The sequence below is a fragment of the Aeromonas sp. QDB68 genome, from assembly GCF_027707405.1.
Taxonomy (GTDB): domain Bacteria; phylum Pseudomonadota; class Gammaproteobacteria; order Enterobacterales; family Aeromonadaceae; genus Aeromonas; species Aeromonas caviae.
This window is the reverse complement of sequence record NZ_JAPCIQ010000012.1, coordinates 20148-43552: the sequence shown is the minus strand read 5'-3', so window position 1 is coordinate 43552 and position 23405 is coordinate 20148. Positions and strand designations below refer to the sequence as shown.

Annotated in this window: 20 protein-coding genes; 9 read left to right on the top strand and 11 right to left on the bottom strand. The window is 65.0% G+C overall.

What is annotated here, in order from left to right:
- The first annotated feature begins 40 nt into the window (after window positions 1–40).
- Both aroA and aroG read left to right on the top strand, forming a co-directional pair.
- Window positions 41–1321 carry a 3-phosphoshikimate 1-carboxyvinyltransferase gene (gene aroA, locus PG892_RS06255; RefSeq protein ID WP_049636217.1) on the top strand — a complete coding sequence of 427 codons (1281 nt, stop codon included), beginning with the start codon at window positions 41–43 and terminating at the stop codon, window positions 1319–1321.
- Between the two features lie 196 nt (window positions 1322–1517).
- Window positions 1518–2573, top strand: a complete 1056-nt coding sequence (gene aroG, locus PG892_RS06250; protein ID WP_041212942.1) for a 3-deoxy-7-phosphoheptulonate synthase AroG — start codon at window positions 1518–1520, stop codon at window positions 2571–2573.
- 86 nt (window positions 2574–2659) lie between these two features.
- On the opposite strand, the gene PG892_RS06245 is transcribed toward aroG, so the two are convergent.
- Complete coding sequence (locus PG892_RS06245; protein WP_010674455.1) at window positions 2660–3382, bottom strand: TerC family protein; 723 nt, start codon at window positions 3380–3382, stop codon at window positions 2660–2662.
- A 117-nt stretch (window positions 3383–3499) separates the two neighbouring features.
- Between PG892_RS06245 and PG892_RS06240 the strand changes: the two genes are divergently transcribed.
- The 3 genes from PG892_RS06240 to PG892_RS06230 all read left to right on the top strand — a co-directional run bounded on the left by PG892_RS06240 (window position 3500) and on the right by PG892_RS06230 (window position 6765).
- Entirely contained in the window at window positions 3500–4615 is a 1116-nt protein-coding gene (locus tag PG892_RS06240; protein WP_223915516.1) for an ATP-NAD kinase family protein, read from the top strand.
- A gap of 107 nt (window positions 4616–4722) precedes the next feature.
- Window positions 4723–5001: a YfcL family protein gene (locus PG892_RS06235; protein WP_010674457.1), complete on the top strand. Its 279-nt coding sequence runs from the start codon at window positions 4723–4725 to the stop codon at window positions 4999–5001.
- Window positions 5002–5100: 99 nt separating this feature from the next.
- The gene (locus PG892_RS06230; RefSeq protein ID WP_223915513.1) at window positions 5101–6765 is read left to right on the top strand and encodes an AMP-binding protein; all 1665 of its coding nucleotides are present in this window, start codon (window positions 5101–5103) and stop codon (window positions 6763–6765) included.
- 641 nt (window positions 6766–7406) lie between these two features.
- On the opposite strand, the gene cdd is transcribed toward PG892_RS06230, so the two are convergent.
- The 3 genes from cdd to PG892_RS06215 all read right to left on the bottom strand — a co-directional run bounded on the left by cdd (window position 7407) and on the right by PG892_RS06215 (window position 9557).
- Window positions 7407–8288 (bottom strand): cytidine deaminase, encoded by an 882-nt coding sequence (gene cdd / locus PG892_RS06225; RefSeq protein WP_010674459.1) that lies wholly within the window; start codon window positions 8286–8288, stop codon window positions 7407–7409.
- A 226-nt stretch (window positions 8289–8514) separates the two neighbouring features.
- Window positions 8515–9201, bottom strand: coding sequence for an LrgB family protein (locus tag PG892_RS06220; RefSeq protein WP_223915793.1), 687 nt, complete (start codon window positions 9199–9201; stop codon window positions 8515–8517).
- A complete protein-coding gene (locus PG892_RS06215) occupies window positions 9198–9557 on the bottom strand; it encodes a CidA/LrgA family protein (RefSeq protein WP_223915795.1) in 360 nt (119 codons plus the stop codon). Before PG892_RS06215 ends, PG892_RS06220 begins: the two co-directional genes overlap by 4 nt.
- 129 nt (window positions 9558–9686) lie before the next feature.
- On the opposite strand from PG892_RS06215, the gene PG892_RS06210 reads away from it, so the two are divergent.
- Window positions 9687–11402, top strand: a complete 1716-nt coding sequence (locus PG892_RS06210) for a glycoside hydrolase family 36 protein (RefSeq protein WP_270825238.1) — start codon at window positions 9687–9689, stop codon at window positions 11400–11402.
- Between the two features lie 58 nt (window positions 11403–11460).
- On the opposite strand, the gene PG892_RS06205 is transcribed toward PG892_RS06210, so the two are convergent.
- The 3 genes from PG892_RS06205 to PG892_RS06195 all read right to left on the bottom strand — a co-directional run bounded on the left by PG892_RS06205 (window position 11461) and on the right by PG892_RS06195 (window position 14432).
- The gene (locus PG892_RS06205) at window positions 11461–11967 is read right to left on the bottom strand and encodes a hypothetical protein (RefSeq protein ID WP_128274340.1); all 507 of its coding nucleotides are present in this window, start codon (window positions 11965–11967) and stop codon (window positions 11461–11463) included.
- Window positions 11968–12115: 148 nt separating this feature from the next.
- Window positions 12116–13543, bottom strand: coding sequence for an exodeoxyribonuclease I (gene sbcB / locus PG892_RS06200; RefSeq protein WP_223915800.1), 1428 nt, complete (start codon window positions 13541–13543; stop codon window positions 12116–12118).
- A 178-nt stretch (window positions 13544–13721) separates the two neighbouring features.
- Entirely contained in the window at window positions 13722–14432 is a 711-nt protein-coding gene (locus tag PG892_RS06195) for a metallophosphoesterase (protein WP_198497939.1), read from the bottom strand.
- Window positions 14433–14651: 219 nt separating this feature from the next.
- Here PG892_RS06195 and mprF point away from each other — a divergent pair, with 219 nt between their 5' ends.
- Window positions 14652–17207: a bifunctional lysylphosphatidylglycerol flippase/synthetase MprF gene (mprF, locus tag PG892_RS06190; RefSeq protein ID WP_198497938.1), complete on the top strand. Its 2556-nt coding sequence runs from the start codon at window positions 14652–14654 to the stop codon at window positions 17205–17207.
- A gap of 10 nt (window positions 17208–17217) precedes the next feature.
- A complete protein-coding gene (locus PG892_RS06185; RefSeq protein WP_198497937.1) occupies window positions 17218–17931 on the top strand; it encodes an AcvB/VirJ family lysyl-phosphatidylglycerol hydrolase in 714 nt (237 codons plus the stop codon).
- A gap of 92 nt (window positions 17932–18023) precedes the next feature.
- Here PG892_RS06185 and PG892_RS06180 read toward each other — a convergent pair whose 3' ends face one another.
- From PG892_RS06180 to PG892_RS06170, 3 genes are read right to left on the bottom strand one after another with little or no spacing between them, the layout of a single operon-like run.
- A complete protein-coding gene (locus PG892_RS06180; protein ID WP_198497936.1) occupies window positions 18024–18794 on the bottom strand; it encodes an ABC transporter substrate-binding protein in 771 nt (256 codons plus the stop codon).
- 53 nt (window positions 18795–18847) lie between these two features.
- Window positions 18848–19663: a carbon-nitrogen hydrolase family protein gene (locus tag PG892_RS06175; RefSeq protein WP_270825235.1), complete on the bottom strand. Its 816-nt coding sequence runs from the start codon at window positions 19661–19663 to the stop codon at window positions 18848–18850.
- Between the two features lie 8 nt (window positions 19664–19671).
- The gene (locus PG892_RS06170) at window positions 19672–20823 is read right to left on the bottom strand and encodes a methionine aminotransferase (RefSeq protein WP_270825233.1); all 1152 of its coding nucleotides are present in this window, start codon (window positions 20821–20823) and stop codon (window positions 19672–19674) included.
- Between the two features lie 115 nt (window positions 20824–20938).
- Between PG892_RS06170 and PG892_RS06165 the strand changes: the two genes are divergently transcribed.
- Window positions 20939–21829, top strand: a complete 891-nt coding sequence (locus PG892_RS06165; protein WP_139739397.1) for a LysR family transcriptional regulator — start codon at window positions 20939–20941, stop codon at window positions 21827–21829.
- A 71-nt stretch (window positions 21830–21900) separates the two neighbouring features.
- Here PG892_RS06165 and araA read toward each other — a convergent pair whose 3' ends face one another.
- Window positions 21901–23400, bottom strand: coding sequence for an L-arabinose isomerase (gene araA / locus PG892_RS06160; protein ID WP_167826327.1), 1500 nt, complete (start codon window positions 23398–23400; stop codon window positions 21901–21903).
- Window positions 23401–23405: the final 5 nt, after the last annotated feature.

Below are 23405 nucleotides of genomic sequence, written 5' to 3'. Positions count from 1 at the left end.
GTCCGGTCAGGTGATTTAATTGAGATCGAACAGGAAGTCTATGAATTCGTTGCGTTTGGAACCCATTTCTAGCGTGGCCGGGGTGGTCAATCTGCCCGGCTCCAAGAGTGTCTCTAACCGGGCCCTGCTGCTGGCGGCCCTGGCCCGGGGCACCACCCGGCTGACCAACCTGCTCGACAGCGATGACATCCGCCACATGCTGGCGGCGCTGACCCAGCTCGGCGTCAAGTACAAGCTCTCCGCCGACAAGACCGAGTGCACCGTGCACGGTCTGGGTCGCAGCTTCGCGGTCTCGGCACCGGTCAACCTGTTCCTCGGCAATGCCGGTACTGCCATGCGCCCCCTGTGCGCCGCCCTGTGCCTGGGCTCCGGCGAGTACACCCTGGGCGGCGAGCCGCGCATGGAAGAGCGCCCCATCGGCCACCTGGTGGATGCCCTGCGCGAAGCGGGTGCCCACATCCAGTACCTGAAGAAAGATGGCTATCCGCCTCTGGTGGTGGATGCCAAGGGGCTCTGGGGTGGCGATGTCCACATCGACGGCTCCGTCTCCAGCCAGTTCCTGACGGCGTTTTTGATGGCGGCCCCCATGGCGGCCGGCGACACCCGCATCCACATCAAGGGGGAGCTGGTCTCCAAGCCCTACATCGACATCACCCTGCACATCATGAAGCAGTTCGGGGTGGTCATCGAGCACGACGACTACAAGGTGTTCTACATCAAGGGCAACCAGACCTATGTCAGCCCGGGGGACTTCCTGGTGGAAGGGGATGCCTCCAGCGCCTCCTACTTCCTCGCGGCGGGCGCCATCAAGGGCAAGGTGCGGGTTACCGGCATCGGCAAGCACAGCATCCAGGGGGACATCCACTTCGCCGACGTACTGGAGAAGATGGGGGCCCGCATCACCTGGGGCGATGACTTCATCGAGGCCGAGCAGGGGCCGTTGCACGGCATCGACATGGACATGAACCACATCCCGGATGCGGCCATGACCATCGCCACCACGGCGCTGTTTGCTGAGGGCACCACCACTATCCGCAACATCTACAACTGGCGGGTGAAGGAGACCGACCGCCTGCACGCCATGGCCACCGAGCTGCGCAAGCTGGGCGTGGAAGTGGAGGAGGGGCACGACTTCATCACCGTGATCCCGCCCGCACAGCTCAAACACGCGGCCATCGACACCTACAACGATCACCGCATCGCCATGTGCTTCTCCCTGGTGGCACTCTCCGATACGCCGGTCACCATCAATGATCCGGGTTGCACCTCCAAGACCTTCCCGGACTACTTCGACAAGCTGGCCAGCGTCAGTCAGGCCTGAGCCCTTTCGGCCCGCTTCGTGCGGGCCTTTTCATCTCTGCCCCCGCTTTTTTCATGCCTCCTAGCAGCATTATGCAAACTTGCAAGGTGCGATAATAAAATTCCTTGTCGAAGAATGTAATTTTCTATTTACACCGACCCGGCACAGGGCTAGATTGAGATCTCTTTATCGCAGTCATCTAGCAGGAAACTTGGTCATGCAGCATCAAACCGACGACGTTCGTATCAGTGAAATCAAAGAGTTATTGCCCCCGGTTGCGGTGCTTGAGAAGTTTCCGGCGACCGACACCGCCTCGGCCACCGTGTTTGAATCCCGTCAGGCCATCCACAACATCCTGGCCGGCGACGATGATCGCCTGCTGGTGGTGATCGGCCCCTGTTCCATCCACGATCCGGTCGCCGCCCTGGAATACGGCAAACGCCTCAAGGTGCTGCGCGACGAGCTGAAAGATCAGCTGGAGATCGTGATGCGGGTCTACTTCGAAAAACCCCGTACCACAGTGGGCTGGAAGGGGCTGATCAACGATCCCTACCTCGACAACAGCTGCCAGATCAATGACGGCCTGCGCCTGGGTCGCAAGCTCTTGCTGGATCTCAACGACATGGGGCTGCCGACCGCCTCCGAGTTCCTCGACATGATCACCCCGCAATACGTGGCGGATCTGATGAGCTGGGGTGCCATCGGTGCCCGTACCACCGAATCCCAGGTACACCGCGAGCTGGCCTCCGGTCTCTCCTGCCCGGTGGGCTTCAAGAACGGCACCGACGGCACCATCAAGGTGGCCATCGACGCCATCGGCGCCGCCAGCGCCCCGCATCACTTCCTGTCGGTGACCAAGTACGGCCACTCCGCCATCGTCTCGACCGCTGGCAACCCGGACTGTCACATCATCCTGCGCGGTGGCCGCGAGCCCAACTACAGCGCCCGTCACGTGGATGAGGTGGTGAGTGGTCTGGACAAGGCGGGTCTGCCCCAGAAAGTGATGATCGACTTCAGCCACGCCAACAGCAGCAAGCAGTTCAAGAACCAGATGCTGGTGGCCGAGGACGTGGCCGGTCAGCTGCGTGCCGGCAGCAAGGCGGTGTTCGGCGTCATGGTGGAGAGTCACCTGGTGGAAGGGCGTCAGGATCTGGTGGACGGGTGCGAGCTCACCTTCGGCCAGAGCATCACCGACGCCTGCATCGGCTGGGCCGATACCGAGGTGCTGCTGCGCAACCTGGCGGACGCCGTGGCCGCTCGCAACGCCCTCTGAGCCCAAGGCGCCCCGTTGGCGGGGCAATAAAAAAGCGCGACCCTGGGTCGCGCTTTTTGTTTGGCCATCTCTCGGCAGGTCGCGGTTTACTTGGCCCGCTCCTGGTGGCCGCGCAGGCGGATGTTGATCATCTCCACCACCAGCGAGAAGGCCATGGCGAAGTAGATGTAACCCTTGGGAATGTGCAGATCCAGCCCTTCGGCCATCAGCGCCACCCCGACCAGGATAAGGAAGGAGAGGGCCAGCATCTTGATGGTGGGGTGGGTATCGACGAAGTCGCCGATGGCCTTGGCGGCAAACATCATGACGCCGACGGCGATGATGATGGCCAGCACCATGACAGGGACATGATCCGCCATGCCCACGGCGGTGATGACGGAGTCCAGGCTGAAGATGATGTCGAGGATGGCGATCTGCACCAGGGTGGACAGGAAGCCCGCGGTCTTGCTCACCACACCCGCCTCTTCGGCGGCCCCTTCCAGGCTCTGGTGGATCTCGTGGGTGCTCTTGGCGATGAGGAACAGACCCCCCACCAGCAGGATGAGATCCCGTCCCGAGATGGCTTCCCCCAGCACGGTGAAGAGGGGCTCGGTGAGGCGCATCACCCAGGCTAGGGAGAGCAGCAGCAGGATGCGGGTGCCCATGGCGAGCCCCAGCCCCAGGATGCGCGCTTTCTGGCGCTGGGCTTCCGGCAGGCGACCCACCAGGATGGAGATGAAAATGATGTTGTCGATGCCGAGCACGATCTCGAGCAGGGTCAGGGTGGCGAGCGCGACCCAGGCGGAGGGGTCAGCAATCCATTCCAGCATGATTGAACCTTGGTTGAACAGTGATTGAGGTAGAAGCCGCGCATTTTAGCAGGGGGTCATGGCTTGTCCCAGTGGCGGGAAAAGATAAAAATGGCGGCGATCCAACAGGAGGGAAACATGTTTCGATTAGGGCTCATCATCAACCCCGTCGCCGGCATCGGCGGGGCCGTCGGTCTCAAGGGCAGTGACGGTATGGTCGCCGAGGCGCTGGCGCGCGGGGCCGTCCCCAAGGCCCGGGAGCGGGCCCGCCAGGCCCTGTTGCCCCTGTGCGAGCTGACCACGTCATTCGAGCTGCTGACGGTGGCCGGTGAGATGGGGGAGACGCTTGCCGCAGAGCTCGGGCTGCCCCATCGCATCGTCCATCGGCCTGCCGGGGCGCAGACGAGCGCCGAGGATACCCGGGCCGCCGCCCTGGCCCTGCGCGATGCCGGGGTGGATCTGCTGCTCTTCGCCGGTGGCGATGGCACCGCCCGTGACATCTGCGCGGCGGTGGGGGAGTCCTGCCATGTGCTCGGCATCCCGGCGGGGTGCAAAATCCACTCCGGGGTCTACGGGGTGACGCCGGCGGCAAGCGGCCGGGTGGCGGCCAGAATGATCGCAGGGGAGCTCCTGAGCCTGGTGGATGCGGAGGTGATGGACATCGACGAGGAGGCGTTTCGCGCCGGCAAGGTGCGCGCCCGCCACTACGGGCAGCTGCTGGTGCCCGGGGAGCTGCGCTACGTGCAGGCGGTCAAGCAGGGGGGGCGGGAGTCCGAGGAGCTGGTGCTCGCCGATCTTGCCGCCGGTGTGGTGGAGCAGATGGAGCTCGATACCCTCTACCTGATGGGGTCGGGGAGCACGGTGGCCGCCTGCATGGGTGAGCTGGGTCTGGAAAATACCTTGCTCGGTGTGGATCTGGTGGAAAATGGCCAACTTATCGGGCAGGATCTCAGCGCCGCCGAGATCCTGACCCGGATCCGCGGCCGTCGCTGCCGTCTGATCATCACCCTGATCGGCGGTCAGGGACATCTGTTCGGGCGCGGAAATCAGCAATTGAGTCCAGACGTGATCCGGGCCGTCGGGCGCGAGCATATCCAGGTGCTCGCCACCAAAGCCAAGCTGGCGGCGCTAGAAGGCCGTCCGCTGCTGGTGGACACCGACGATCCGGCACTGAACCGGTCGTTGAGTGGTTATCTGCGCATAACCACGGGATACAAGGATCAGGTCATCTACCCGGTGGCCAACCCGGAATAGGACATCAAGGATGCGGCTGGCCTGGCGCCAGAGAGCCGCGATCAACCGGATCGCGGTTCCACTCCCCGAATTTTTTGCCGGCAACCCCGGAAATGAGGCTGCGTTAAATGACGATTCACGATTTTGAACACAAGTTGTTGGGACTGATCGACGCCATGGTCGCCACGGCCAGCGAAGACGAGCTGTTTGCGGGTGGCTATCTGCGAGGGCACATCTCCCTTGCGGTGGCGCGCGCCGAGCTGGAGGGCAAGACCCTGGTGCGGGACGTCAAGAGCTATGTGCTGCGCAGCCTGAACGAGGCCATCTTGCAGGGTGAGCTCTCCGAGCAGGACGAGGTGCTGGTGCAGGAGATGTGGAAGCGTCTGCAGGCCCAGGCGGAAGCTTGATCCCATTCGCAGTTCAAACACAAGTTTAAGTAATCTGCTTCCCTGAGTGTTATCAAAAGGTTAATAATGAGGCTCGCCTTTTGTTTCAGGGATTAAACCATGGCCTCCACCTCACGCATTGCCACCAGACTGCCGCTCGAGATGCTCTATCACTGGGAGCGGCAGTGTCCCGACCGAATCTACCTGCGTCAGACCATCCACCGCGAATACGTCGACTTCACCTGGGGTGAGGTTGCCGACGAGGCGCGGCGCATGGTGACGGCACTGCGCGCCCTGGGCCTGGTGCCCGGTGACAAGGTGGCCCTGCTCTCCAAGAACTGCGCCCAGTGGTTCATCGCCGATCTGGCGATGCAGATGGGGGGATACGTGAGCGTGCCCATCTACCCCACCGCCAACGTCGACACCATCGAATACGTGCTGCGCCACAGCGAAACCAGGGCGATCTTCGTCGGCAAGCTGGACGACTGGAAGAGCCAGGAGGCGGGGGTGCCCGGGGATCTGCTGCGTATCGCCCTGCCTTACGACACCATGCCGGCCGCCCACCAGTGGGACGATCTGCTGGCGCAATACGACCCCATCCCGGACAGCCCGGTGCAGGCGCCGGATGCCCTGCTGAGCCTGGTCTACACCTCCGGCAGCACCGGCAAGCCCAAGGGGGCCATGCTGAGCGTGGAGCGCTACGCCTGGTCCTGCGAGAAGCTGGTGGAGGCGGTCTCCCTCACCGCCGAGGATCGCGGCTTCTCCTACCTGCCCCTTGCCCACATCACCGAGCGGGTCTACATCTACGGCGGCAGCCTGTTCAGCGGTGCCACCATCGCCTTCCCCGAGTCCCTCGACACCTTCATCGAGGACGTCAAGCGCTGCCGTCCCACCGTCTTCATCTCGGTGCCGCGGCTCTGGGCCATGTTCCGCATCAAGATCCACGAGAAGCTGCCCCAGAAAAAGCTGGCGCTGCTGCTCAAGATCCCCCTCGTCTCCAGCCTCATCAAGAGCAAGCTGCAAAAGGGGCTGGGGCTGGATCAGGCGCGGGTGCTGGGCTGCGGCTCGGCGCCGGTGGCCCCGGCGCTGCTGGAGTGGTACCACAGCATCGGCCTCGAGATCACCGAGGCCTGGGGCATGACCGAGAACCACGCCTACTCCACTCTCAACTACCCGTTCCGGGCGGACAAGATAGGCACCGTCGGCAAGGCCGGGCCCGGGGTGACCATCAAGATCTCCGACGAGGGGGAGATCCTCTGTCGCTGCGACGGCATGATGGTGGGCTACTACAAGGATCCCGAGCACAGTGCAGAGGCCATCGACGCCGAGGGCTGGCTGCACACCGGTGACATGGGCAAGCTGGACAGGGAGGGTTACCTCACCATCACCGGCCGCATGAAGGACGTCTTCAAGACCGCCAAGGGCAAGTACGTGGCCCCGGTGCCCATCGAGGGGATGCTCGGGCAGGAGCCCATCATCGAGCAGCTCTGCGTCATCGGCTACGGCATGCCGCAGCCGGTCGCCCTGGTGCAGCTCGCCGAGAGCGCCATGAAGGGGAACAAGGCCGGGGTGGAGGCCCAGCTGGAGGCTGCCCTCAATCGGGTCAACGACAAGCTGGAATCCCATGCTCGCCTGCGGGGCATCCTGGTGGTCAAGAGCCCCTGGAACATCGAGAACGGGGTGCTGACCCCCACCATGAAGATCCGCCGCCACCTGCTGGAACAAAAATACGCGGACATCGGCGAGCGCTGGTCCGGCAGCCAGCGCATCCTGTGGGAGTCCTGACAGGGGTCGGTGCCGCCATATGGGCCACATCAATGACAGTCGGGGGAGCCAGTGGCTCCCCCGCTGTATTTCAGGGGGAAGCAAGCCGACAGGGGGCGGGCGGGGCTGGGGCATTGACCCCTTCTCCGATGCTTCCCGCCGCCGCCATACCGCCCCGCGTCGAGGGAACGGCAGGGAAAGGTATTTGCAAAATCCATGGAGAGGGGTGATCCCAGTGGCTGGGCGAATGCATCTTGGGGTCACACACGGGGGCCGCAAGGGGCGGGGGCGGGGCATTGACCCCTTCACCGACGTTTCCTGCTGCCGCCATGCCGCCCCGCGGCGAGGGAACAGGCAGGGAAAGGCATTTGCAAAATCCATGGAAAGGCGGGATCCCAGTGGCTTGGCAAATGAATCTTGGGGTCACACACGGGGGCCGCAAGAGGCGAGGGCAGGGCATTGACCCCTTCACCGACGCTTCCCGCTGCCGCAGAGGAGGTCTGCCAATAAGGTCATCGGAGGGAGACCGCCCTCACATGGGGCAGGGGGGCATCTGATGCACGGCGCCAGAGGCGCAGAGAAAGGGGGTGAGGGGCAGGATGAGAGCCGCAGAGAGCAAGAAGGGGAGCCGCAGCTCCCCTTCCCGTTGGTGGATGCCGGGGTCAGACGGCTTTGTACTCAAGCTCGACCGAGCCCAGGGCCTTCAGGGTGGACTGGGCCGAATCCCGCTGACTGATCTGGCCATCCTTGCTCTCCAGCAGCACGGCGCGGCGCACGGTGGCGAGATCCTCGCCACCCAGCACAGCGTGGGCGCAGGCCATCTGCATCGGCGGCAGGCTCGGGTTGAAGGCGGCGTTCTCGGCATAGCGGCCGCAGAAGATGCGCCCGTCCTCGAACTGCAGCGCCACCGCGGCATAGCCCTGGCTGTAGGGGGCATAGCTCTGGCGGGCGGCGGCGAGCGCAGCCTGCCACAGGGGGTCGTCGCTCTCGAGCACCAGCTCGTCATGGGCCTGGGGGCTCATCAGGGCATCGGTGATCTCGAGATCGGCGGGGCCGAAGGAGTGGGGCAGGAAGGATTGCAGCTCGCTGAGATCGTCCGGCAGGGAGACCTTCAGGGTCTTGGCGGTGCTCAGCTCGTTCATGAACTGGCGGCAGTGGCCGCAAGGGGTGTAGTTCACGGTGATCTCGGAGATCCCGGTCTCGCCACCCAGCCAGGCGTTGGAGATGGCGGACTGCTCGGCGTGGACCGAGTGGAACAGCCCCTGGCCCGCGAACTCCATGTTGGCGCCAAAGTACCAGGTGCCGCTCAGGCCGCAGGCGATGGCGCCGACGAAGAACCTGGAGATGGGGGCCACCGAGCAGGCGGCCGCCAGCGGCAGCAAGGCCAGACGCAGGGCCCTGTCATCCAGCCCGGTGGCGGCTTTCAGGGTCGCGACCTGGTCCGGGGTGAAACGGGCCTGGAAATCGTCCCCCAGCATGGGCAGCAGGGCGGCCTGGAGCGGGGCGGAAAGGGTCTCGAATGGCTTGGCAAAGCGGGGATGCATACTGTGTCCTCAAAGGCCAATTGGGGGGCCATTGTAGGGAGCAAGCGCGTCGAATTGTGTGAGCGCGCTCACGCCTTGATGGGCAAAGGGGCGGGGATGGTAAAGGAAACGTTTGTCTTTCGCAATCTGTGCGCCAGCTCCCGGCATCAGGGAGGCGAGGGTATCGGATGGAAACGGTGAAAGGGCACAGAGGCCATGGCCGCAGGGGCGGCCATGGCAACGGGGATCAGGTCAGCCAGTGGTAGAGGGTGAACAGCAGGGGGGCGATGGCCGCGGTCAGCACACCGCACACCACCATGGCCAGCGACGAGAAGGCGCCCTGGGTCACCCCCTGCTCGGCGGAGGCGGCGGTGCCGATGGCGTGGGCGCAGGCTCCCATGGCGAGCCCCTGGGCCTCGGGGTCGGTGACCCGCATCAGCTTGAGCAGGGGGTAGCCCGCCAGGGCCCCCAGGATCCCCACCACCACCACCACGGCGGCGGCGATGGCGGGAATGCCGCCGAGGGACTGGCTGACGCTCATGGCGAGCGGCGTGGTGATGGACTTGGTGGCGATGGAGGCGAGCAGCGCCGGATCCGCCCCCATCAGGTGGCCGACCCCCAGGGTGGTGCAGACCGAGATGAGCACCGCGGTGAGGGTGCAGGCCAGGATGGGTGTGAGCTTGTCGCGGATCTGGCGCGCCTGCTGGTAAAGCGGCAGGGCCAGGGCTACCACGGCGGGTTCCAGCAGGGCGGTCAGGGGCGAAGCCCCCTGCTGGTACTGATCCAGAGGCAGATCGAGCCAGAGCAGCAGGCCGATGATGACGGCGGTGGGGATCAGCACCGGATTGATGACGGGCCAGGGCAGGTGGCGGTAGAGGGCCCGGGTCATGAAATAGAGGGCCAGGGTGAGGGGCAGGGCGAACCAGAGGATCATGGCTTGTTCATCCTTTGATAGAGGTGGCCGACCGCGCCCAGGATGAGCACGATGCCGAGCACGACGCAGAGCATGATGAGACCGAAGGATTGGCGCAGGGGCTCGAGCCAGGCCACCAGGCCCACCGCCACCGGCACGAATAGCACCCCCATGTGGCGCAGCAGCAGGCCGCCCCCCAGCTCGACCCAGGAGAAGCGGACGAGCTGCAAGGAGAGCAGCACGAACAGCAGCAGCATGCCGATGATGCTGCCGGGGAAGGCGAAGGGCAGGATGGCCGCCACGGCCTTGCCTGCCAGCAGACAGGCGATGATGACCAGAAAATCACGAAGGTAGCGCAGGGTGCGTTGCAGCAGCACGGGGGCCTCATCTTGGCAAGTGTGAGCAAGGTCGCAGTTTAACAGGCACGGGGGGGAGGGAACAGGGTCAACTGGCCCGCAGGGGATACAATGGCCCGGCTTCAACCCCATTCACAAGAAGGAGTTCCCATGTCGACCCCCTCTCTCCTGGCCCGGTTGCGCCAACTGCCCGCCGATCCCGCCTTCCCTGACACCCTGCTGCAAACCCGCCAGTGGGAGGGGCCGCTTTGCCGGGTGAGGCTCGACAACACCGGGAAGCAGTCCGAGGCCGTCCACCACTGGCGGCTGTTTGAGGGGGATCTCGGACTTGCGCCCGACGCGGCCATCTACGGAGAGGGGTTCCAGATGCTGGCCCAGACCGGGGGGCGCTGGAATGCCCCCGAGCACCTGGGCCGCTGCCCCGATGCGTCTGTCTATCGCATCACCGCCGACCATGGCTACCACACGGTGCACAACCTGCTTCTGGTGGCGCAGGAGGGGGGCTGGCTGCTGCTGGCCTTTGCGAGCTGCCAGCGCTTTGGCGGGGAGTTTCGCCTCCATCCCGACGGGCGCCTCGAGATCGTGATGAACACCGAAGGGCGCACCCTGGCGCCGGGTGCGCACTGGCAGAGCGAGGCGCTGATCTGCCTGGAGGGGTCGGACAGGGAGGCCCTGCTCGCGACGCTGGCGCAGCATATCGCCGCCGAGCACGGCTCCCTGGTGGGGGAGGTGCCCACGCGCCCGAGCGGCTGGTGCTCCTGGTATCACTACTACGCGAACGTGAGCGCGGCGGACATTCGCGAGAACCTGGCGGTGCGGGCCGAGCGTTTCCCGGCCCTGCGCTACGTGCAGATAGACGATGGCTATCAGGCCAGGATGGGAGACTGGCTCACCCCTTCCGCCAAGTTCGAGGAGGGGGTGGCGGCCCTGGCAGGGGAGATCCGCGCCGCCGGTTGCGAGCCGGCGCTCTGGGTCGCCCCCTTTATCGCCGAGCCCGGCTCCCGGGTGTTCCAGCAGCACCCTGACTGGTTCGTGAAAGGGGAGGATGGCCTGCCGCTCCCCTCGGAGCGGGTCACCTACGGGGGCTGGCGCTGCACCCCCTGGTACGTGCTGGATGGCACCCACCCCGAGGTGCAGACGCACCTGGAGCAGGTATTTCGCACCCTGCGTACCCAGTGGGGCATTCACTACTTCAAGCTCGATGCCAACTTCTGGGGGGCCATCCACGGTGGTCGCTTCCACGACCCCGCCGCCACTAGGGTGGAGGCCTATCGGCGCGGCATGGCCGCCATCCTGCGCGGCGCCGGGGAGGGGTCCTTCCTGCTCGGCTGCAATGCGCCGCTGTGGCCGAGCCTCGGCCTGGTGCACGGCATGCGGGTGAGCGATGACGTGGAGCGCCAGGGCCCCCGTTTTCGCCAGATAGCGCGAGAAGCCTTCTGCCGCGCCTGGCAGCACGAGCGGCTCTGGGTGCTGGACCCCGACTGCGTCTGCCTGCGGGATATCCCGGGCCAGCACGGGAGCCGCGCCGAGTACGACTTCCACCTGGCCGCCCTGGTGGCGAGCGGTGGCATGGTGCTGGCGGGGGACAGATTGCAGGATCTGGACGAGGCGCAAGGGGCGCGCCTTGGCAAATTGCTCGCCCTGTGCGCCGCGCGTACCCCGGCGGCCCGCTTCGAGGGGATGACATTCGAGCGCGGGCGGGTGGCGCTGCACGGGGGCGGCGAGCTGCTCTGCCTGTTCAACTGGGGGGAGCACGCCTGCGAGTTCCCGTTGACGCCGGGGGGCACGGACTTCTGGGACGAGACGCCCCTGGGGAGCACCCTGGTGCTGCAAGGGGGGCAGGGGGCGGTGATCCGCTACCCCTGATGGCGTTGCACTGCAAAAAGGCTCCCTCGGGAGCCTTTTTTACATGGCGAAATGGTCTCTAGAAGTGCCACTCCATCCCGATGGCGTAATTGGCGGAGCCATAGCCCGGGATCTCGTTGCTGGAGGCGAGTGCCTTGACGGTGAGGCGGGTTGTCAGGGGGATGCCGAGCCCCATGCCGATGGCGATCTCGTCGCTCTGATCCCCCATCATGTCCACCCGCAGGGTGCGATAGAGGGAGAGATCCTGGCTCATCTGGGCATAGATCTGGGACGACTTGTTGTAGAGCTGGCCGAACACCTCCATCTGGAAGCCGTTTTGCGGCGTGATGGCCAGGGGAATGCCGGCGAAGCGGTAGAGATCCGAGTGGTTGAAATAGCTGTTGGTGATTTGCGGGGTGAAGTCGGTCTGCTGGTAGAGGGTGCTGAAATTGCGCTCGATGAGCCGGTAGGTCTGCTCCGGCAGGCGCAGGAGGTAGTCTGGCACCTCGAACCGGGCGCCAGCGAGGGCGGCCTGGGGCAGCAGGGCACAGGTGACGAGTGTCAAAGCAGGCAGAGCTGAACGCATAAAACGAGAGTTCCCCAACAGTCGAAAGCACGGCATCCATGCCGTCAGCGCATCTAAATATTCACACTATCAGGAGCTTGGGCTCCCTGCCCATTATGTCGCGAGCCGGGGAAACGCATCGGTTTTTAACTGTGAAACGGCTCACATCTCACAGATTTTCAAGGTAGTGATAGAGACTCTTTAGAATCGCAAAGTTCCGTTCGTTCCCCTGGTTCTGTTCCGCCAGGGCTTCCAGGCGCGGCACATAATCCGGCAGGCGGCGGCTGAAGTAGTCGCTGCAGTGCAGGCGCCAGCGCTTCTGCTCCGCTTCGCTCAAGGTGTGGGGCCAGTTGCGGGCGCGGTAACGGAACAGCATCTCGGGCAGACGGGGATCCGTGAAGGCAAACTCCCGCTCCCCCAACAGATCCGCCGGAGTGGCGCGCACCAGATCCATGGTGGACTTGTCGCCGTGGCCGAAGAAGCCGGCGTAGAGCTGGGTGTCGGGGTCGCCGTCGGTGCTGCCGGCAAACTCCTGGTTGAACACCTCCACCAGTTTTTCCCGCACCTCGGGGTGGGCCCGCAGCAGATCCAGGCTCTTGCGGCACTGAGCCCGATTGATGCCCAGTTCGTCCGCCCGCTCCGGCGTCAGGGTGGCGGCCGGGGCCAGCACCGGGCACTTGTTGATGTGCACCAGTTTGACCGGAATGCCAGCCAGATCCCCCAGCTCCTCTTTTTTGGTGTAGAGGCGCTCGCGGATCTCCTCGCAGGAGAGCTCGATAAGCGGAGTCGGGTCACGGGTCAGATCCACCATGATCACCGCGTTCTGGTTGCTGGGGTGCCAGGCGAGCGGCGACACCCAGCTCGCACACCCCTGCCAGGGGGAGAACATGCCGGAGACGTGCACCAGGGGTTTCATGGTCACCACGTCGATGAGGGCCTTTACCTTGTTCTTGTTGCGAAGATCAAAGAGGTACTCGAAGAGCTTGGGCTGGGCTTTTTTCACCAGCCTGGCCATCTCGATGGTGGCCAGCACATCCGAGAGCGCATCGTGGGCGTTGGCGTGGGCCACGCCATTGGCCACGGTGAGCTTCTCCAGCCTGAAGCTCGGCTTGCCCTCTTCGTCAAACGCCCACTCTATCCCCTGCGGGCGCAGGGCGTAGCAGGCCCGCAGCATGTCGAGGATGTCCCAGCGGGAGTTGCCGTTCTGCCAGGCGTAGGCATAGGGGTCATAGAAGTTGCGATAGAGGGTGTAGCGGGTCACCTCGTCATCGAAGCGGATGCTGTTGTAGCCGAGCACGCAGGTGCCCGGTGTGGCGAACTGCTCGTGGATCTGGCGGATGAAGTCCGCCTCGCACAGTCCGTCCTTCATCGCCTTTTGCGGCGTGATGCCGGTGATGAGGCAGGCTTCCGGCTCCGGCAGGTAATCCGCCGGCGGCTTGCAGTAAATCACCAGCGGCTCGCCGATGACGTTGAAATCCCCGTCGGTGCGAATGCCCGCAAACTGCGACGGCCTGTCTTTGGCCGGACTGATGCCGAAGGTCTCGTAGTCGTGGAAGTAGAACGTGGGCCCGCTGGCCGGGTGCGCTGATGTGCTCATGTTGCTCGAAAGGAGTATCCGATGACGGCGGCGCCTGGCGCCTGGGTGGGGGTGCCATGCACCGCAATTGCCTGCATGGTAAACCATCGCGCTGGCAGAGCGAAGTCCGGGGCGTTCGCCTGGCGCTTTAATGGGCAGTGGGCGTTGTCCGTGAGCCTGGTCATCCCATCGGTCCGGCTCAGGGCAGGGGAAAGTGAGGGGTCAGGGTATTGAGGTCCAGCAGGGTGAAGTAGCCGCCCTCCTCGGGATACCAGCCGCCGGTGTCGATGTAGTGGACGTTGCCAAGGCGCACCGGCACCCTCACCGGAGTGTGGCCCACCACCAGGGCGGCGAGATCCGCGACCCCGTCCTCGTCCAGCCGTTCGATACGACGCCTTGACCAGAGGCAGACGTTCTTGATGGCCCGAGGCCGTCCGCCGCTCACCCCGGCATCGAGTTGGTCCAGCAGCCCCTGCCAGGAGGAGAAGGGGCAATCGGCGTGAAGCAGCCCGACCGGACCGGCCGGGGTGGCCACCTCGATGGCCAGGGGCAGGCTGCGGTAGTAGACGGCGAACGCCGCCTGCTCGGCAGGGGTCAGCTGCTGAAACCAGCCGCCGCCGTTTCGGACCCAGTTCTCCCGATCGCAACTCTTGTAACGGCAGACGTAGTCGTCGTGATTGCCGCAGACCGGGTGAAACCATGGCCTGGCCAACCAGTGGATCACCTCGCTGCACTCGGGCCCGCGATCCGTCAGATCCCCCACGGAGAAGAGACGGTCCCGGGCGGGATCAAAATCCAGGGTGTCGAGGGCCTGCTGCAACAGAGCGAAGTGGCCGTGGATATCGCCGACGGCCAGATCGCGCCCCAGGGTGTTTTGGGGGAAGCGTCTTATCAGGGGGGAGGGTGTCATGGCGTCTCCTGCCTCTATCCCGGACGGGGATGTTTTGTCTGCCTGTACATAAGGTTACAGAAGAAAAGTGGCGAGCGGGCAGGGCCTGGTAAATCATAGGATTGCCCCCGTGAACGTGCGGCGTCACGCGCCGCCTGTGGGGGAGTCACTCCGGGAGGGCGCCTTGTCCGCCCGTTTTCGGAGCCTCTCTTTCTCCACGCTTTTTGACAGGAATCTTGAATGCGGCGTCAGCTGTTGATCTGGATAGGCCCCCTGTGCAGCCTGCTGCTGCTGGGGACGGCCTTGACCGTCCTCTATCATTTGACCCACCTGTGGCACTGGCACGACATCCGCCAGGCCATCTGGTCACAACCCTTGCCGCAGTTGGGGGGCGCCCTGCTGCTCACCCTGCTCAGCTATGGCTGCCTCTGCTGCTACGATCTGCTGGCCCTGAAGGTGCTGGACAAGCGATTGCCCTGGCAGCAGGTGGGGATGACCTCCTTCATCGCCTACACCTTCTCCAACACCCTGGGCTTTGCGCTGCTCACCGGCTCCTCGGTACGCTACCGGCTCTACTCCTCCCTGGGGCTTGGCACCGGGGAGGTGGCCAGGGTGATCCTCTTTTGCTCCATCACCTTCTTCCTCGGTCTGCTGGGCTGGGGAGGCAGTGCCCTGCTGCTGGGGCAGGGGGCGGCCCTGCTGGTGGACTGGCCCCGCTGGGCGACCGGGTTGTTGCAACTGGCGGGGGGCCTGGCCCTGCTGACGGTGCTGGCGTATCTGGTGTGGCCGGGGACAGCCCTGGTCTGGCGCGGGCACCCGCTGTTCCTGCCGCGCATCAGATACCGCCTGCTGCAACTGCTCATCGCCCTGCTCGACTGGATGGCCGCCGCCGCCGTGCTCTATGTGCTGCTGTCATCGGGCAGCGTGCCCTATCCGGTGCTGCTCAGTGCCTTCGTGCTCTCCAGCCTGCTCGGGGTGCTGGCCCATGTGCCGGGGGGCATCGGGGTCTTCGAGGCGAGCATGAGCCTGCTGCTCACCCACTATCTGCCGGTGGACAAGCTGCTCGCCTCCCTGCTTATCTACCGCTGCGCCTACTACTTCCTGCCCTTCCTCTGTGCCCTGCTGCTGTTCGCAGGTCAGGAGCTGCTGCAACAGCGGGCCCGCCTGCACCGGTTGCAGGGGGTGATGATGGCGACCCGGGAGTTTGTGCCCGCCCTGGTGAGCATGGGGACCTTCGCGGCGGGCACCCTGCTGCTCTGCTCCGGGATGATCCCGACCATGAAGGGGCGCATCGAAGCCTTCCTGCAGGTGTTGCCCCTGCACCTGCTGGAGCTCTCCCATGTGCTCGGCAGCGTCAGCGGCGTGTTGCTGCTGTTGCTGGCCCACAGCCTCTACCGCCGTCATGACGGGGCATTCAGGATCACCCAGTGGCTGCTGGGGCTTGGCATGCTGTTCTCCCTGTTCAAAGGGTTTGACTGGGAGTCGGCCCTGCTGCTCGGGGGCTTCTTGCTCATCATCACCCCCTGCCGCCCCCTCTTTTATCGCAAGGGTTCCCTGCTTCACGCCCGGTTTACCCCTTCCTGGCTGATGTCGGTGGGGGCCGTGCTGCTGGGGGCCTTGTGGTTGCTGCTCTTCTCCTACCGCCATGTGGAGTACGACCCCTCCCTCTGGCTGCACGTCTCGGCCCACGGGCCCGGGGCCGCCTCCCGTGCCCTGCGCGCCATGGGGAGCGTCATCGGCGTGCTGGCGGTGGTCGGGGTGGCCCATCTGCTGGCGCCCTTGCGCCTCGCCGCCTGCAAGCCGGATGCCGAGGCGCTCTCCCGTGCCCATGGGCTGGTGATGCGGGCAGGGGGAGGCCACGGCTACCTGGCCCAGCTCGGGGACAAGTCCCTGCTGTTCCACCCAAGCGGCGAGGCCTTCCTCATGTACGGGGCCGAGGGCAGCAGCTGGATAGTGATGGGGGATCCCGTCGGCCAGCCCTCCCTGGTGGAGGAGCTGCTCTGGCAGTTTCGCGAGCGCTGTGACGAGCACGACGTCAGCCCGGTCTTCTACCAGGTGTCGGCCCGATATCTGCCTGTCTATCTGGATCTCGGGCTCATCCCCTTCAAGCTGGGGGAGGAGGCCATCGTGGATCTGCCGAGCTTCGAACTTGCCGGCAGTCGCCTGCGCAACCTGCGCCAGAGCCACGCCAAGGGCAAGCGGGAAGGGCTGCGCTTCGAGGTGGTGGCCCCCGGTGAGATTGCCCCCCTGCTGCCCGAGTTGAAGGGGATCTCCGACAGCTGGCTGCACAGCAAGCAGGGCAGGGAGAAGGGCTTCTCCGTGGGCAGTTTCGATCCCGCCTACCTCACCCTCAACCCGATGGCGCTGGTGCGGCGGGAGGGGCAGATCGTCGGGTTTGCCAACCTCTGGACCAGCGACAACAAGGAGAGCCTCTCCATCGATCTGATGCGCTACAGCCTGGACACGGGGGCGGCGCCGGTCATGGATTTCCTGTTTGTCGAGCTCCTGCTGTGGGGCAAGCAGGAGGGGTATGCCAGCTTCAACCTGGGGATGGCCCCCATGTCAGGCTTCAACGACAACCCCCTCGGCGGTTACTGGGCCCGCCTTGGCAACACCCTGTTCACCCGGGGCAGCCGTTTCTACAACTTCCAGGGATTGCGGCGTTACAAGGAGAAGTTCGGCCCAAGGTGGGAGCCCCGCTACCTGCTCTGTACCGGTCATCTGGTGCTGCCCCGCACCTTGACCCACCTCGTCTCCCTCATCAGTCGCGGCCCCTTCGGGCTCATGAAGAAATAGGAGTTGGCCCATGAGAGCCATGTTGTTGCTGTTGATTTGCTGTTTCGTCTCTTCGTTCACCTTGCCGGCAGTGGCCGCCCAGCCGGGGCGGGTCGGCGCGGATCTGGGGCTGGTGGAGTTGCCGGTAGTGCAAGCCTCGTCTGCCCCCATGGTGGTCTTCATGAGCGGGGATGGCGGCTGGGCGGCGTTGGACAAGGGGCTCAGCGCCCAGTTGCAGGCCCACGGCATGCCGGTGGTGGGTTGGAGCTCGCTCTCCTATTACTGGAAGAAGAAGACGCCGGAGCAGGCGACGGCGGATCTGGTGCGCATCCTCACCGAGTACCAGTCCCGTTGGGGGCGCCAGCGCTGGTTGCTGGTGGGTTTCTCCTTTGGTGCCGAGATAGTGCCCTTCGTCATCAATCGTCTGCCGCCAGCCTATCGTGACAGCCTGGCGGGGGCCGTGATGCTCTCCCCCTCGACGGCGTCGGATTTCGAGATCCACGTCAGCGACATGGTGGTGCACGACAAGGGAGGCCGCTATCCCACCCTGCCGGAGGTGACACGCATTCAGACTCTGCCGCTGCTCTGCGTGCAGGGCGCGGAGGATGACTCCCCGGTCAAACTCTGTCCGCGCTTGCAGCAGCCGAACGTGACGACGGTGACCCTGCCGGGCTCCCACCACTTCGACGACAACTACCAGACCCTGTATCAGGAGATTGCCGGGCACCTGGGCCTGGCCCAATAACGGCGAGAGGCTGGGAAAACGACACAGGGCGGCCAATGGCCGCCCTGTTGCCGTGGCCCCTTGCAACTGTCCAGGGGGCCGGCATGCCGGGATCAAAGCAGATCTTCGAGCTGGTACTTCTTGAGCAGGGTGTTGAAGGTGCCGTCGGCCTTGACACTCTCGATGGCGGCATCGAAGCGGGCCTTGAGCTTGTCATCGTGCTTGCGAAGGGCCACCGCCACCCCTTCTCCCAGGATCTTGTCCTGGGTGCCGTTGAACTGGGGACCGACGAAGGCGAACTGCTTGCCCATCTCCTTGTCGAGGAAGCCCACCTTCAACTGCACCATGTTGCCGAAGGTGTAGTCGGCGCGGCCGGACTGCAGATCCAGCATGGGGGACTGGGCATTGACGTAGCGCTTGATCTTGGCCACCTCACCGTAGCGGGCGGTGATGAAGTTGTCCTGGGGAGTGCCCTCCTGCACTGCTATCACCTTGCCCTTGAAGTGGGCCGGATCGTCTGCAAAGTCGGCTGCCTTGTCGCTGCGCCCCACGAAGCGGTTCTGCATCATGTAGTAGACCTGGCTGAAGTCCACTTTCTGGCGCCGCTCGTCGGTGATGTTCATGGAGGACATGATGGCGTCGTACTTGCGCACCTGCAGGCCGGGCAGCAGGGCATCCCAGGGCTGGTTGATCACCTCGCACTCGGTCTTCATGGCCGCGCACAGGGCATAGGCGAGATCGACCTCGAAGCCGCCGAGCTGGCCGTTGCTGTCGACCATCTCGAAGGGGGGATAGGTGGCATCGGTGGCGATCACCAGGGGTTTGGCGGCGGCCTGGCCGGCGGTGGCCAGGGCCATCAGCATCATTGCGGTGTTGAGTTTCATGGTCAGTCCCTTGAAGTGTGGTGTCATTCCTAGCGTGCTAAAGGGTGCCGGCCTCAAGGGCCGACGGCTATCTTGCGATGGGTGAGGGCCGGCAACTGGCTGCGCACCGTGCGCTGTGCTGCCAGATCCAGGGTGGCGATGGCCATGCCTTGACCCTCCTCTACCTGGGCCAGTATCCGGCCCCAGGGATCGATGATCATGCTGTGGCCGAAGGTGCGCCGCCCACCGGGGTGGTGCCCCCCCTGGGCACTGGCAAACACGAAGGCCAGGTTTTCCACCGCCCGGGCCCGCAGCAGCAGCGCCCAGTGCGCGAGCCCGGTGGTGTGGGTGAAGGCCGCGGGCAGGGCGATGAAATCGGGGGTGGGCCCCAGGCGAAACAGCTCCGGGAAGCGCAGGTCGTAGCAGATCCCGAGGCGCAGCACGCCCCAGGGCAGGGGATGGCTCACCACCTCCCGGCCCGGGGTCATGGTCGCGGCCTCGTCATACTGCTCCTGCCCGGTGCAAAAGCCAAACAGGTGCAGCTTGTCGTAGCGGCTTGCGAGCTGCCCTTGCGGGTCGATGAGCAGGCTGCTGTTGTGCATCTTGCCGGGCTCGTGGCTGGCAAGCGGCAATGTGCCGGCCAGGATCCAGACGCCGAGCTCCCGGGCCAGCCTCTGTACCCAGGCCAGCAGGGGGTGATCGCCAGCGGGGGCGGCCAGGGCCACCCGCGCCCGCTCATCAACCGGCATCAGGTAGAAATATTCGGGCAGCAGGGCCAGTTCTGCCCCCTCGGCCGCGGCCTGACGCAGCAGCGCCTCGGCCTGGGTCAGGTTGTGGTCAAGGTCATCCCCGGAGACCATCTGGAGGACGGCAACGCGCAATGAATCCATGGTGCCCCCTAGACGGCGCACAGGCGCTCGGCGCCCGCCAGCAGGGTGTCGTCATCCTTGGAGAAGGAGAGGCGGATGACCCGCTGATCCGTGCCGTCGTGATAGAAGGCGGAGACCGGAATGGTGGCGACCCCGTGATCGCGGATGAGCCGCTGCACGAACAGGCTGTCCGGCTCGTCGCTTACCCGCTCGTAGCTCGCCAGCATGAAGAAGCTGCCCGCCGAGGGGAGCAGGGTCAGGCGCGAATCCGCCAGGGCCGAGGCGAGCAGGTCGCGCTTGCGCTGATAGAAGGCTGCCAGCCCCTGATAGTGGGCCGGTTGCTGCAACAGGTGGGCGAAGCCGTACTGCATGGGGGTGTCGGCGGCGAACATGGCGAACTGGTGCACCTTGCGGATCTCCTCCATCAGGGGACGGGGAGCCACGCAGTAGCCCACCCGCCAGCCGGTGACGTGGAAGGTCTTGCCGAAGGAGAAGACGGCGACGGAGCGCTCCACCAGCTCCGGATAGCGGATGACGCTCTGGTGCAGGGCGCCGTCGAACACCACGTGCTCGTACACCTCGTCCGAGAGGATCAGAATGTCGGTGCCGCGCACCAGGCGGGCGAGGCGCTCCTGATCCCCTGCCTGCCAGACGGTGCCGGTGGGGTTGTGGGGGGTGTTGAGCACTATCATGCGGGTGCGGGGGGTGATGCGGGCGGCCACCTCGTCCCAGGGGATGGCGAAATCCGGCGCCTTGAGGGCGATCACCACAGGGGTGGCTCCCTGCAACTGGATCATGGGGCGGTAGCTGTCGAAGGCCGGCTCGAACATGATCACCTCGTCGCCGGGGTGAACCAGGGCGGTGATGGCGCAGAACAGGGCTTCGCTGGCGCTGGCGGTGATGGTGATCTCGTCGCCCGCGTCATAGTGATGGCCGTAGCTGGCTGCTATCTTGGCCACCAGTTGTTCGCGCAGGGCAGGCAGCCCCGTCATGGGGGCGTACTGGTTTTCACCGGCCAGCATGGCCTCGTGGGTCACCCGGATGAGCTCGGGATCGCAGGGGAAGCTCGGCGCCCCCTGGGAGAGGTTGATGCTGGGGTGGCGGGCGGCCAGATCCCCGATCACGGTGAAGATGGTGGTGCCCACCTGGGGCAGTTTGCTGGAAACCTGGGGGATGGACATGGGGCCGTCACCTGCGTGTGTGAAAGAGGTCCCTTTTTAGCCCCCCCAAGGCTTGCCGGACAACGGATTATTCGGCATGGTACGCATGAGTTTTTCTCAAGCATGGAGGCTTGTCATGTTGTCTACCCAGCCGCGTACTCAGTTGCCTCTCTATGGCCTGCAGGTCTTCGAGTGTTCTGCCCGCCACCTGAGTTTTACCCTGGCTGCCGACGAGCTGTGCGTGAGCCAGGGGGCGGTGAGCAAGCAGATCGCCCAGCTGGAGGCGCGCCTGGGCCACCTGCTGTTCGTGCGCGGCACCCGTTGTCTCACCTTGACCCCCGCCGCCGAGCGGCTGCTGCCTTTCGTTCGTGAAGGGCTGGCCCGCATGGGGGAGGGGCTCAGCGCCTTGCAGACCCTGCCCCACGAACAGGCCATCAGCATCAAGGTGCCCTCCTGCGCCAGCCGCTGGCTGCTGCGGCGGTTGCAGGCGTTCGAGGGGGAGGCGGTGGAGGTGCGTGGCAGCCACAGCCATGGCATCGACTTCTCCCGGGAGCCCTTCGATCTCGCCATCGTCTACCAGCCCTGCCTGGGGCGCTATCCCCACAGTCAGCCCCTGTTTCGGGAACGGCTGACCCCGGTCTGCGCCCCGGCGTTTGCTGCCAAGCATCGTCTGTTCGAGCGCGACCTGAACGAGCTGCCCCTGCTGCCTCTCATCCATGCCAGCGCCGATAGGCGGGACTGGCGCAACTGGTTTGCCGCCTTCCTCGACATCCCCTGGCAGCCCCAGGGGGGGCAGCTGTTCGATACCCTGGACTTGGCGATGAATGCCGCCTTGCAGGGGTTTGGCCTCTCTCTCGGGGATCCCACCATAGTGGCCGAGGAGCTGGAGAGCGGCGCCCTGGTCGCTCCCTTCACCCCCGTGCTGGAGACGGATCACGAATACGCCCTGATCGCCCGGCCCGACAGCCAGCGCCACGGGGTGCAGCGAGTCTGTCACTGGCTGCTGGAGGGGGAGGGTCATCCCTGAGGGGACGCGAAATGAAACAGCCCCGCGGGCGGGGCTGTTGTCATGGTGATGGCCGCTGGCCGATTAAAGGGTCATTGGCAGATCTTGTAGTAGACCTCGTTCCAGCGCAGTTGCTCCTTGAGCGCGGGGATGCGGGTGTGCTCGTCGATGACCACAAACTCGATACCCATGATGTCGGCGAAGGTGCGCAGCTGCTCGATGTCCACCGCCTGGGTGAACACCGAGTGGTGGGCGGCGCCCGCCAGGATCCAGGCCTCGGCGCTGGTCTGCAGGTCCGGCAGGGGTTTCCACAGGGCGCTGGCCACCGGGAGTTTCGGCATGGCCTCTGGCAGGTCCACCACTTCCAGCTGATTGACCACCAGGCGGAAGCGGTTGCCGAGATCGATGAGGCTGGCGTTGACCGCCTTGCCCGCCGGGGCCGCGAACAGCAGGCGGGCCGGATCGGCCTTCTTGCCTATGCCTAAATGCTGGGCGTCCAGCACGGGTTTGCCTGCGGCGATGGAGGGGCAGACTTCCAGCATGTGGGCCCCCAGCACCAGGTTGTTGCCCGCTTCCAGATGGTAGGTGTAGTCCTCCATGAAGGAGGCGCCCCCCGCAAGGCCATATCCCATCACTTTCAGGGTGCGCAAGAGGGCCGCGGTCTTCCAGTCCCCTTCTGCCCCAAAACCGAAGCCTTGCTCCATCAGGCGCTGGCAGGCGAGGCCCGGCAGCTGGTGCAGACCATAGAGATCTTCAAAGGTGGTGGTGAAAGCGCCAAAGCCGCCGTCGGTGAGGAACTTCTTCATCCCCAGCTCCTGGCGCGCCGCCTCATACAGGGAGGCACGAAGCCCCCCACCCGCCTGCACCGCCTCGGTCAGGGTGTAGGTCGCCTCATACTCGGCCAGCAGCGCCTCGATGTCGCTCTCGGGCACGGCATCGATCACCTTGACCAGATCGCCGACCGGGTGGTAGTTCACCTGATAGCCGAACTGGATCTGGGCCTCAATCTTGTCGCCCTCGGTGACCGCCACGTTGCGCATGTTGTCGCCAAAACGGGCGATTTTGAGGTGGCGGCTGTCGTGGATGGCGGCGGCGATGCGCATCCAGTTGCCAATCTTCTGTCTTGCCTCTTCATCCTGCCAGTGACCCACCACCACGGTGCGGGGCAGCCGCAGGCGGGCCCCCATGAAGCCGAACTCGCGTCCGCCGTGGGCGGTCTGGTTCAGGTTCATGAAGTCCATGTCGATCTCGCTCCAGGGGAGATCCCGGTTGAACTGGGTGTGGAACTGCAACAGGGGCTTTTGCAACTGGCTCAGCGCCGGGATCCACATCTTGGCGGGGGAGAAGGTGTGCATCCACACCATGAGCCCGGCGCAGCGCTGGTCGTGGTTGGCATCGCGGGCCACTGCGCTGATTTCATCCAGGGTGGTACCGGTGGGTTTGAGCACTATCTTGAGGGGCAGGTTCGCCCCCTCGTTGAGCTGGCTGGCGATGGTGTGGGCGTGATCGGCCACCTGCTTCAATGTGGTTGCGCCATACAGGTGCTGGCTGCCGACCAGGAACCACACTTCCAGCTGTTTCATCAATTCCATGAGTT